The following is a 12,393-nucleotide window of genomic DNA, read 5'->3' on the forward strand; positions in this document are numbered from 1 at the left end:
AGGGAAGCTTTATGCCGATAAAGGTTATATCGGCAAAGAGTTAAATGAAAAACTAAAGGAACTCGATGTAGATTTGATTACAACAGTTCGAAAAAACATGAAGTCGAAAGCCATGTCAGCCTTCGATAGAGCCATGTTATCAAAGAGATACATCATTGAAACTATCAATAACCAGTTGAAAAATATATCTCAAATAGAACATAGCCGCCATCGCAGTGAAACAAGTTTCATGCTCAACTTGATATCTGGAATAGTGGCTTATTGCTTAAAGAAACAGAAGCCGTGTATAAAACTATCAGCAGATGTATTTGGTATGATGCCAGACTAATAAATAGCTCTGCTTAACCAGATCTCAGGTTATATACGATTATTTTTACAAAACATCAAAGAAAAGCACGACTAAAGTGCTGAATAAATAGAAATCGATGAAAAGTATTTTGCAAAGTTATTTAGAAGGTTTTATTTTCATAAAATAATTGCTAGCGTTTGCTCTCAAGAAGAAAACGCTAAAATGTAGACATAAAATATGAGATATAAATTTTATTATCTTTGAGGTAATTTGATATTGCTAAATAGCGTATCTACTTCGTCTTGATTTCGAAGCAAACTTGCTCTTTCTACTAATTCTTTTGTTAAATGTGGTGCAAACCTTTCAATAAAGTCATACATATAGGTTCTTAAAAAGGTACCTTTTCTAAAACCAATTTTTGTTGTACTTGCATCAAATAAGTGACTTGCATTAATACAAACAAGATCTGTATCAGCCATTTTATCAACAGCCATCGATGCAACCACACCCACGCCTAAACCTAAACGTACATAAGTTTTAATGACATCAGCATCTGTAGCAGTAAAAACAATATGAGGCTCTAACCCATGTTTATTAAAAGCTTTATCCAATTCTGATCGACCCGTAAAACCAAAGACATAAGTGATCAGTGGATATTTTGCGATATCTTCAATTGTTAAAGTATTTATTTTTTTGGCTAAAGGATGATTTTTTGCAACAACAATGCTGCGAGTCCAATGATAGCAAGGCAACATAACCAGATCTGAATACAAATGAAGTGCTTCTGTTGCAATTGCAAAATCAGCATCGCCTCTTGCTGCGGCTTCAGATATTTGTGTTGGCGTTCCCTGATGCATATGCAAAGATACTTTTGGAAATTTTTGCATAAAACCTTGGATCACTTGGGGCAAAGCATAACGTGCCTGAGTATGTGTTGTTGCAATATTAAGTTTACCTTGGTCTGGTAAGGTGTGCTCATTAGCAACAGCTTTAATACTTTCAACTTTGGCATGTATTTCACGCGCTAAATTAATAATATCTTTACCAGCAGGTGTAACATGAGTAAGGTGTTTTCCACTTCGGCCAAAAATTTGCACGCCTAACTCATCTTCTAGCATTCTAACTTGCTTAGAAATACCAGGTTGTGAGGTGTATAGGTTTTCAGCTGTCGCTGATACATTAAGGTTATTATTTAAAACCTCTACAATGTATTTTAGTTGCTGTAATTTCATTAGCTTTTAATTCTATTGTTATTACTCATAGTTATAATCCTTTGTGCTGGTTATTCCAAGTGCTTTTTATATTAATTTACAATTATTTTTCCAATTGCTTTAAAGTTACAGTAAAAGCACCTAAATTTAAGTTATATCGAACATTAATATAAATATATGAATAATCCGTTAAATAGATATGCTGAAATACCTTTTTTAATTATTGATGATTTTTCTGAATTTAGATTATCACTTAAGCAAATGGTTGAGAGTTTTGGAGCTCTTCAAGTTGATACTTGCACTAATGCAGATGATGCATTAGCATTATATGCTGAGCACTACCATAAAGTTATTTTAGTAGATTACAATTTAGGGGAAGGCCTAACAGGCTTACAACTTTTAGAAGAGCTCAATTATCGTAATTTATTACGGGCTGATACGATATTTGTGCTGATCACAGGTGAAACAGCAATGGACTTAGTCATGGGTGCGTTGGAATACCGACCCGATGATTACTTGGCTAAACCTTTTACACGCAATACCCTTAAGGCCAGACTCGATAAATTGATTAGACAAAACGAGTTATTACAACCTGTTTATAACAGTTTAATTAAAAACAAACCAAATCATGCCCTTGCCTTATGTGAAGTATTACCGTTAAAAAACAAAAGAACCTCAATGGACTGCCTTAAAATCAAAGGGGATATTTTTCTTAAATCAGGAGAATACGCAAAGGCAGCTAATGTATATCAAAGTGTAACAGAACAAAGAGAGTTGAACTGGGCCCTCATGGGGCTTGCAAAATCCTATGCAGGATTAAGCATGTTACCTAAAGTGAAAGACTTATGTGAGCGCATTATATGTAAAAATAAATATGCATTAGCAGCTTATGATTTGTTAACTGAAACCTTGTGTGATTTAGGTGATTTTGAGCAAGCATATGGATTATTAAAATCAGCCATTGAAATTTCACCTAATTCATTGATCAGACAACGTCAATTAGGACAACTCGCACTTAGATATTTAGAAATAGAAACTGCTTACACTGCTTTTAAAAAAGTGCTGCTTTTGGGGAAAAACTCAATAAAGATTCAACCTGATGATTATATAACAACTTTGCAAGTTATTTGCATGGTCCAATTTGGCTCTTACGGTGGGCTTTCAAGACGAGCACCTAAAGAATATACAGGAATTTATCGCACCATTTTAAAGAATTACCCTCATGATATACAACTCAATAATGCAGTTGAGTTACACAAGGTATTACTAAAATATTTATCTAATAAAAATGAATCGCAATTAGAAGAGATCACAACGCTATTAAATAAAATTTCAAAGTCACCCGATAAGCTAAAACCATTTTTAGTCTCCCAGATCAGCTTTATTGAACAATATATAGACAACCATGACATTAAAAAAGCAATTGAAAATACCATTAGCATCGAACAATCTGAATTACTAACACAGGAAAATGCTGAAAAATCTCAAAATTATAATCGTCAAGGTATGCTTAAATTTAAACAACATGACTATTTAGCTGCAAAAAGTGCATTTAAAACAGCCTTAGTTAATGCACCATCAAATGCAAATGTCGCACTAAACTTATTACAATGTTTGTATAAACTCACAATAGAAAATCATAACAAACAAGTAGAGCAAGCGACTCTTGTATTATGTGCCCGCTCTCTCGAGCATTTAGAACCCTCTGATCATCGCTATACACATAGCCAGAGTCTTTTTTGTCATATAAAAGCACAGCTCGCAAATAAAAATATAAAAGGAAAATAATGCAAGACTCAGAAATTGATTTTTCAACCGTACTTGGTGCCAGTATGCATGATATGAAAAACTCATTGTGTATGTTGCTTCAGTCTATAGATACTATCAATGATAAAATTGATCATGATGATCGTACTAGAGCTGAACTTGCTCAAATACATTATGAAATAGCCAGAGTGAACTCAAATCTATTACAGTTACTCGCCCTGTATAGAAATAATAATAAAAGCTTGCCGCTCAATGTTGAGGAACACTATTTAGATGAAATGATAGAAGAGCTCTGGGCCAAAAATGAAATGTACATAGATAATAAAGGCATATCATGTGAATATGAAATTGAAGAAGACTTGGCTTGGTTTTTTGATTTAGATTTAATAAGCAACCTACTTAATGATATTGTTGTGAATGCTTTGCGCTATACTCATACAAAAATACTCATAACAGCAAAAAAGATAAATAACATGCTCGAGATACAAATCCTCGATGATGGTAAAGGTTACCCGGAGCACATGCTGTTGCCAAATGTGGATAAAATGAATGCAGCTAGTTTATCTCAAAGTAGAACAGGTTTAGGTTTATATTTTGCAACCTTAATCGCTGATGCCCATACTAATAATAACTGTCATGGCAGTATTAACCTGAACAATGGTGGTAATTTAGGCGGTAGCATTTTCATCTTAAGGCTACCATAAAATGAAAATAAAAAATTTCAGCGTCTATGTTGGTATAAGTTACTATATTTATGTAATATTAAGCTTGATTACCGATTAAAATTAGAAAAGAGAGCATCTATGATAGTTTCTATCATCATTGTTTTGATTGTTGCCTTGGTTGTTGTTGCAGTATGGGTCAATGCAATGCAACAGCACAAAGAAAAACAAGAAGTTGAACGTCGACAAGAATTAGCAAAACATAAAAAAATAATTGAAGACACAGAAGCAATTCTGATGAATTCAAGCAATATTCCTATGTCTAAATTATTAATAGCTGTCATGCAAAAGCGAATACATGACTCTTTAAAGTCTATGGCTGAACTTTCTCCCACTTCAAAAGAAATAAAGAACCGATTACGTGAAGCTGCAGAAAAAGTCACTAACCCTCAAACAGCGGAAGGTTCAACATCAGAGAAAGTTGTACTACCTGACAATGAAAAACAAATTATAAGTTTAGTTCAAGGCATAAAAAAATTAAGAAACCTGCTGCGCTCCGAACATTCAAAAGGTCGAGTAGATACACAAATATTCTTATCTGAAGATAAAAGACTAGAAAAACTTCAACTAAGAATAAATATTGATAGTCAGGTAAAACGAGGCAATGCCGCTCGCTCCGCAAACATGCTTGGCTCAGCAAGACAATACTTTGAAAAAGCATTAAATACCCTCAACTCAGTTACACATACTGATGAGTATGTCACTGCTAAACGTGCAGAACTGGAAGATTCTCTTGAAGAAATAACAAAAGAATTAAAAGTAACAAATGCAACAGATGCGAAGAAAAAAGCTGCTGAAGAACAAAATGAGCTAGATGTATTATTTGCACCAAAGAAAAAGTGGTAAGTTTTCAAGTATATTAAATACCTAAGATGAGACTATCGTCTCATCTTTCTTACAACACTGTATAGGCCAAGTATATGGCCTATACATTTTCATTTTTCATTTTTCATTTTTAAAAACTGGCACATCAAGCTGCTCAGCATTACAAATTAATATTAATTGTCTTTATTTTATTAAACAACCTCTATCATTAACTTCGAACTCCATGTTATCAGCCATTAATACCCACTTAAATTTAAATAATAAGATATCTTTGAGTCTGTTGGCTTAGCCAACTTTCCGTAAAGTATAAAAAAACCGCATTAAAATGCGGTTTTTTATGAACTCAATAAAGTTTTATTAGCTTTCTTTTTTTGTTGCCTTCTTCTTTGCTGGTGCTTTTTTCTTTGCTGGTGTCTTTTTAGCTTCTTCTACCCATTTATCATCAACAAATTTAGCAGTCCAACCAGTCGCTTTCCCTTCAACTTCGGTCATAACATATTGAGACTTAGCTTTTCGACTAAAACGAATGATAGCTTCATTGCCATCAGGGTCTTGCGTTGGCGCATCAGCTAAATAATAAAATTTAGAAGAAATTCTATCTCTAAACCTCTTAAGCTCAGCAACTTTTGGTGCACGTGTTTCTCTTGATTTAGGAAAACTAGATGCGGCCATAAATATACCAGCTGCACCATCTCTCAATACAAAATAGGCATCAGATTTTTCACATGGTAATTCAGTTAAATGTACAGGATCTTCTTTCGGTGGTGCAGCTTCACCACTTTTGAGTAACTTACGCGTATTTTTACAGTCTTCATTAGTACAGCCAAAATACTTACCAAAGCGGCCTGACTTAAGTTGCATATCATTACTACACTTATCACACTCAATCAGCGGACCATCGTAGCCTTTTATTTTAAATGTACCCTGCTCAACAATAACACCATCGCACCCGGGATTATTACCACAAACATGCAATTTACGGGTTTCGTCAATCAAATATGAATCCATTGCGGTTTCACATTTAGAACAACGTTTCATTTGACGTAAACTTTCAGTTTCAGCGTCATCAGAATCAACAGCAATCGCTTCATCACCTGACACTAAATTCATAGTTTGTGTACAACGCTCTTTTGGCGGTAAACTATAGCCTGTACAACCAAGAAACACACCTGTAGAAGCCGTACGAATACCCATCTTTCGGTTACAGGTTGGGCAATCTATATCAGTCTCAACCATTTCATTAAGACGCATACCGCCTTCAGACTCTTCTTTGGTAGCGACCGTTAGCTGTTCAGAAAAGTTATCATAAAACTTATCTAAAACTTGTGTCCAAACACGTTCGCCTTCAGCGATATCATCAAGCCTACCTTCCATTTTTGCTGTAAAGTCAAAATTAAGTAAATCAGTGAAATTTTCAACTAGTCGATCATTTACAATTTCACCCATTTTTTCAGCAAAAAACCTGCGATTCTCTACTCTTACATATCCTCTATCTTGAATTGTAGATATGATGGATGCATAAGTCGATGGACGTCCAATCCCCCTTTTTTCTAATTCTTTTACTAGACTTGCCTCACCAAACCTTGGTGTTGGTTTTGTAAAATGCTGAAGGGGGTCTAAATGTGTTAAATCTAGCTTATCACCCACAAGCACTGCTGGTAGTGCTTGTTCTTCTTCATTCTTTTTACGAATAGCTGGTTGAACTTGGGTCCAGCCCGCAAACTTAAGTACACGGCCTTTAACCTTTAATTCATAACCAGCAGCTTCAACAGTGATAGTTGTTAAGTCATATTGCGCAGGTGTCATTTGACATGCCACAAATTGACGCCAAATAAGCTCATAGAGTTTTTTAGCATCAGCTTCCAAACCATCTAAATGGCCTGACAAAATTTCAACATTAGAAGGACGCACAGCTTCATGTGCTTCTTGCGCATTACCTTTAGAACTATAATTAATTGCTGACTCAGGTAAATAATTTGAACCGAAGTTTGATTCTATATAATCTCGACAAGTCGCAACCGCTTCTTGAGATAAATTTGTAGAGTCAGTACGCATATAAGTAATATGCCCAGCTTCGTACAGCCTTTGCGCCATCATCATGGTTTTCTTAACACCAAAACCTAAGCGAGTACTCGCAGCTTGCTGCATAGTTGAAGTAATAAAGGGGGCGCTAGGCTTGCTTTTACTTGGTTTCTTATCATTACCGCTAACGATAAACTCAGAATTTTGAAGGGCTGAAACCGCAACTTGCGTTTGTGCTTGCGTGACAGGTTTAAAAGCTTTTTCATTAAACTTAGATACAAGCAAACGAATTTTTTCATCTTTAGCTGTAACGTCAGCATGTAAATCCCAAAACTCTTCAGGTATAAATGCTTTGATTTCACGTTCACGTTCAACTAATAAGCGTACTGCTACAGATTGAACTCGCCCTGCAGAAAGTCCTCTTGCAACTTTTTGCCACAATAAAGGTGAAACCATGAATCCAACAACACGGTCTAAAAAGCGTCGAGCCTGTTGGGCATATACCATATCAGTATTGAGCTCACCAGGGGCTTCAAAAGCCTGTTGAATTGCATTTTTAGTAATTTCATTAAATACAACTCTTTTATACTTTTCAGGTTCACCACCAATTATTTCTTGAAGATGCCAAGCTATTGCTTCCCCTTCTCTATCCAAATCGGTTGCGAGATAGATAGTATCTGCGGTTTCTGCAAGTTTTTGTAATTCCTGTACTACCTTTTCTTTGCCAGGTAAGACTTCATAATGTGGCTTCCACCCCTTTTCAGGATCTATTCCCATTCTTGTAACTAAATTTTTATAATCTCTTTGTTTTTTATAGGCTGCTTTTTCTTCAGCGCCCATTTTGCGAACCTCAGCAGGTGTCTTTGTAGCAGTTGTTTTCTTTTTACCTGAACCTGAAGTAGGAAGATCGCGAACATGTCCAACACTGGACTTCACAACAAAGTTCTTACCTAAATATTTATTTATTGTTTTAGCCTTAGCTGGAGACTCTACAATTACTAACGATTTTCCCATGATAGCCTATATGTGAACAATAATTATTCAAAAGTTAAATTTATACCCTATTAGGGCTGTATTATTAAAGGTATATCCATAAAGTGCCAGTGTTACAAGCAAAATATATAAAAAAAATACTTAACAGGCTTAAATTGTTATTTTTTTGAACAATAAATACATTTATGAAGCATATCTCAGATCAATATATTTTTTATAATAAAAAAGGAAGCTAAGCTTCCTTTTTTTAAATTATTTCATAATGAAAAGTTATCTATCATCTAATACCGTAATTGATATTGCACTTTCAACTTTTTTCTTGGTTATAAACTCAAGTGTTATAGTTCCCGAAGTCTTTTTATTACCTGTGCCTTCTCTTGATATCGTGAAAGATGTCCTTCCAGGAATACGTGACGAAGTATTTGCAATTGAGAAGCCGCCACTACCTGATAACTCCCCATTTGATGCAGAAATACTCACATCTGTTTCAAATGGCGGTGGATTATTATATATATCACTATATATAACTGTAATAGGTAGTGCTGAAATTAACGCACTACTCGTGACACCATTGATGGCACTAGTTAAATCAACACCTGCCACATCACAAAAACCAGGTATATCAGAAGGCTCTAGCTGCAATAGGGTTACAATTGAATCATCAGCAGGGTCAGCAGCATCAGCACCAGTGTCAAGTACAGTATAAGATGCACACCCTGCTGTCACTTTAACGCCATCAATGGCTGTAACAGCACGAGCAAAAACAGCACTACCAGACATCACCATAGAAACATTACGGCGTACATGCACTAACTCTTTACTACAACCCCCTACAGCTTGTTGAGAAGCAGCATCTGTACATAATAAGCCATTATATTTACCATCTGCTAAATTATATTGCCCATCGCCATTTTTATCTTCGTATGTCTCAAACTCACCACCTGTTGAATTATCGGGGTTACAAGGATCTGAGGGGTCTGCACAACCCGTTCTATTAGCATTGTCGTACACATCATTTTCATTATGATCTTTAAATACTTCTGTTAAATCATAACCAGAGTAATATTCGCCAAAATCAAATAAACCATTATCATTCAAATCGATGAAACTTTCTTGCCCTTCAGCATAAGCGGTCACAGTAAATCGGCCGCCAAGAGGACGATCCCATTGAAAATCAGTACTATTAAATCTAGGTGTCGTACTTGAATAATCAATTACTATTTGAGCACCGTTTGAATCTAAATATTGAATATTTTTAGTTGTTGCAGGATTATCTAAAATAGCATTACCTTCTGCATCTCTTAATATATTACGAATACCTAAAGTACAAGGTGCTGAATTGTTAAACCAAGTATCACATTTAGCTGTAATCGTATTATTATATTTTGACTCTGTAAAAGGTCTTGGGTTTTGTGCACGCCATTGAAGTTTACAAGCACCATCTGTTGTGGAACAAGATAATTGCGGGTTAAACTGCTCGCCATCAATCGTACCTACGGCACCACCTTCGGTTGTCATGTTCACACTTGTACCATCAGGAACTGTATTATTAAAGCTATCCCCCATATAAACACTAATATCAACTAAATCGCCGTCATAATCTAATGTCTCTGAATTAAAGATTGCAGGAGACGCTGTAAAGCTATTGTTATCAGGTAAGCCTGTTGTGATTGTTAATAAACTTGAAACTGATAAAATTTGTTCGTCAACTGCTGATGCACCAGAACTTGGTACATATAACGCCTTAACAACTACTGAAGATGGAACATAACCAGAGCGTACAGTCGTTCTTGCCAAGCCTTCATTATCTGTAGAAACCATAATAGGCGCAATCGTTAAACCACCTGAGTCTGTTGATAATTCAAAGCTAATCTCTTTTTGTGTTACAGGGTTACCATTTTCATCAACCAGTTTAAAAGTTACTTCAGAAGTTTCTGTTCTCGTTTGGCCACCAGTGCCTTTTAATGCAAGTTCAGTAGCTGAAACGCTAACAAACTCGATTGAACCCACACTTGACTCTAAAACATCAATTGTCGTTGAAATAATTTTTGCATCACCCCCCGTAATAGCCGTAGCAGTGACAGTATCAACTCCAATACAACCATTAGCTCTGTATGTCGCCGTTGCGAGCCCTCCAATACTTGTTACTTTCTCATCAATAACTGATAAAGCTGGAGTGGTTGTTGCACACCCCGAAGTAAACTGTACTTCTAAAGGCGTTAAAAATAAATTATCTTGAGCATCTTTAATGGTTACAGTGACAACGGTTGTTGATCCTGCTGATAATTTAGTATTTTGTGTCAAGCCATTATCAATCGATAAGGAGATATCGGCTGCACCAATTTCAAAAGCGGTAGATGTAGTCGTATTTATTGCTGTAACAGATACCTGACCTGCACCAACATCATTACCCGCCAATAAACTTAATAAACCAATACCAAAATTATCAGTTAACGCAGTGCCAGATTCAGGTAAAACAGTCCCTAAAGTAGAAGCCCCAGCCACAATTAAGCCATTGAGTGGAATTGTCGAACCTTTTTTAGTTGTTTTTGAATAAATAATTGCCGGATCACCAGATGAAATACTGGTTACTTCTGTACAATCAGTAGGGTTTAACTCTGTAGTATTTCTATTCAGTTCCCAATTTACTGGACAATTAACTAATAACTTAACTGCAACATCGGCTTCAAGTTGCCCATCAACAATGACATCACCTTTAGTATAAAAGCCACTGGTAGATTTTGCAGAATCAAAACTAGCTGTTACCTCAGCTGCACCTTCAATCGTACCCGCAGTAAGTGTAATTATTGCAGTCCCTGTGCTATCAGTTAACGCAGTACCTGATTTTGGAATGAACTCTCCAAGTGTACTTGCAAATGTAACCACTCGTGCATTTACTGGGCTACCAGCTGCATCAGTGACTGTTGCAGCAATTGTTAAGGGTGAAGCAGCAGATACCTGAGTTGTAACTTTACCAGTACCATCCGTTAAATTTAATGCAATGCTTATATCAGTGCTACCACCATCAACAGGTGCATCGCCTGCAGACATAAAGTTATAAGAAGCTTCTAATAATAATCCATCTGTTGTTGTATATGTCGCTTTAGCAATACCTGCACCTTCTTGTGTAGAAGGTAATAAAGTAACTTTTGCTAAGCCATTAGCATCTGTTAATGCGGTTCCTAAGCTTGGATTGATAGTGCCTGTTTTTTCAGTAGAAAACTGAATTAATTTATTATCAAAGCCATCAAAAGGAGCATCATCTGTTGTTGTTATTTGCGCTTTTAGCTCGCCTGGTAGAGCTTGTGATACATTTATAATTGAAGTATCTGTATCTGGTGTCACTAAAGATAAAACTAAAGACAATGAAGGAGCTGTAACAGTATAACCTAATTCATTTGTTAAAGTTTCACCTGAAGGCGTGACAAAAGTAGCGGTTGCAGTACCCGAACCATTTTTATTTAATGGTGCTAATATCGCTTTTGCTGTCACACTTGTACCATCAAAAGTAAAAGGTGAAATGCCAGACATTGGCACTAAGACACCTTGATCACTCAAAGAATACTGTACAGCTAATTGATCACTTCTTAATCCATCACTTAAAAAATCAAATAAACGTGTTGTGATTGTTCCTGGGTTACTTGATGTTATTGCACCACTATTAGCAGTAGTAATTGATGTAACCATAGAAAAACCATCGCTAGAAATACCTGAACCACCACCTAAACTAGTGTATGGGATAGGAACGGACAACGTTTCACCTTCAATTGTTGTAAAAGTCGCAGTTAGAATGCCTGAGCCCGCACTTTTACCAGCCAGCATTTGAATAGTTGCAATACTTTTTGTGCCATCCTCAGATAAAACTGTAGGCACAGAACCATTTTGAGGGAACATTTCTCCTTCACCATCTAAAGAAAATGTAATTAGTTTATTTTGAGTTTCAGTACCTGAGCCTGACTTAGAAATCTCAGCTTGTACATTAGTTATTACATCTGCTTGTAATGTCACTGAAGTTGTAATCACTTTAATAAAATAAGCACTCGCTGTCGTGTCATCACCTTTACTATCAAAACTTAAGCTTTCAGTTAAAGAGCTACTGTCTGGCGATTGATAAGTGGCAGTAATAGTACCTGCTCCAGACTTAGAACCTGCAATTAATGATATTTTTGCATTACCATTTGCATCTGTGAGTGCTGTTGCTACTCCAGGAAACAATACACCAACATCATTTCCTAAGGAAAACGAAATCAATTGATTTGCTATTGCATTTGAATTTTTTGTCAACTGGATAGTAACAGTACCAGGCACTTCTTTTGACACTTCCGTAATAACAGTACCGTTACTACTTGTAAGGGAAATTGTTTCTATTTTATATGTATCATTAGAACCACCACCTGGACTTTCAAGACTACCACCACCGCCACAGGCAGTTATTGCTATGCTGATCAGCATGATGCAAAAAAATCGGATTAAAGGCATTTACCTCTCCCTCGCTTGTTATAATTAGAGTTGTTTACCATATATTAACCTATAAACTACAGATTTCCATTAAGTAAATTACACT

Annotated in this window: 7 protein-coding genes; 4 read left to right on the top strand and 3 right to left on the bottom strand. The window is 35.9% G+C overall.

Annotated features, from left to right (window positions below):
• The coding region (locus BM088_RS19810; protein WP_143085119.1) for a transposase at nucleotides 1-328 on the top strand (328 nt) is incomplete at its 5' end.
• 215 nt (nucleotides 329-543) lie between these two features.
• On the opposite strand, the gene cysB is transcribed toward BM088_RS19810, so the two are convergent.
• On the bottom strand, nucleotides 544-1,521 hold the full coding sequence (gene cysB / locus BM088_RS19815) for an HTH-type transcriptional regulator CysB (protein WP_091988792.1): 978 nt from the start codon (nucleotides 1,519-1,521) through the stop codon (nucleotides 544-546).
• 156 nt (nucleotides 1,522-1,677) lie between these two features.
• On the opposite strand from cysB, the gene BM088_RS19820 reads away from it, so the two are divergent.
• The 3 genes from BM088_RS19820 (at nucleotide 1,678) to BM088_RS19830 (ending at nucleotide 4,835) form a co-directional block, all read left to right on the top strand.
• A complete protein-coding gene (locus BM088_RS19820; protein ID WP_091988795.1) occupies nucleotides 1,678-3,288 on the top strand; it encodes a tetratricopeptide repeat-containing response regulator in 1,611 nt (536 codons plus the stop codon).
• Complete coding sequence (locus BM088_RS19825; RefSeq protein ID WP_091988798.1) at nucleotides 3,288-3,971, top strand: sensor histidine kinase; 684 nt, start codon at nucleotides 3,288-3,290, stop codon at nucleotides 3,969-3,971. Before BM088_RS19820 ends, BM088_RS19825 begins: the two co-directional genes overlap by 1 nt.
• 99 nt (nucleotides 3,972-4,070) lie before the next feature.
• On the top strand, nucleotides 4,071-4,835 hold the full coding sequence (locus BM088_RS19830; RefSeq protein ID WP_091988801.1) for a hypothetical protein: 765 nt from the start codon (nucleotides 4,071-4,073) through the stop codon (nucleotides 4,833-4,835).
• Between the two features lie 336 nt (nucleotides 4,836-5,171).
• On the opposite strand, the gene topA is transcribed toward BM088_RS19830, so the two are convergent.
• Both topA and BM088_RS19840 read right to left on the bottom strand, forming a co-directional pair.
• The gene (gene topA / locus BM088_RS19835) at nucleotides 5,172-7,850 is read right to left on the bottom strand and encodes a type I DNA topoisomerase (RefSeq protein WP_091988804.1); all 2,679 of its coding nucleotides are present in this window, start codon (nucleotides 7,848-7,850) and stop codon (nucleotides 5,172-5,174) included.
• Nucleotides 7,851-8,099: 249 nt separating this feature from the next.
• Nucleotides 8,100-12,308 carry a beta strand repeat-containing protein gene (locus tag BM088_RS19840; RefSeq protein ID WP_091988807.1) on the bottom strand — a complete coding sequence of 1,403 codons (4,209 nt, stop codon included), beginning with the start codon at nucleotides 12,306-12,308 and terminating at the stop codon, nucleotides 8,100-8,102.
• Nucleotides 12,309-12,393 lie beyond the last annotated feature (85 nt).

Origin of the sequence: Pseudoalteromonas denitrificans DSM 6059, assembly GCF_900112265.1 — a bacterium.
Classification (GTDB): domain Bacteria; phylum Pseudomonadota; class Gammaproteobacteria; order Enterobacterales; family Alteromonadaceae; genus Pseudoalteromonas; species Pseudoalteromonas denitrificans.

What these genes read in the sequence shown, in the direction of transcription:
- cysB (WP_091988792.1), bottom strand. Translation starts at nt 1,521, where the DNA reads ATGAAATTACAGCAACTAAAATACATTGTAGAGGTTTTAAATAATAAC.
- BM088_RS19820 (WP_091988795.1), top strand. Translation starts at nt 1,678, where the DNA reads ATGAATAATCCGTTAAATAGATATGCTGAAATACCTTTTTTAATTATT.
- BM088_RS19825 (WP_091988798.1), top strand. Translation starts at nt 3,288, where the DNA reads ATGCAAGACTCAGAAATTGATTTTTCAACCGTACTTGGTGCCAGTATG.
- BM088_RS19830 (WP_091988801.1), top strand. Translation starts at nt 4,071, where the DNA reads ATGATAGTTTCTATCATCATTGTTTTGATTGTTGCCTTGGTTGTTGTT.
- topA (WP_091988804.1), bottom strand. Translation starts at nt 7,850, where the DNA reads ATGGGAAAATCGTTAGTAATTGTAGAGTCTCCAGCTAAGGCTAAAACA.
- BM088_RS19840 (WP_091988807.1), bottom strand. Translation starts at nt 12,308, where the DNA reads ATGCCTTTAATCCGATTTTTTTGCATCATGCTGATCAGCATAGCAATA.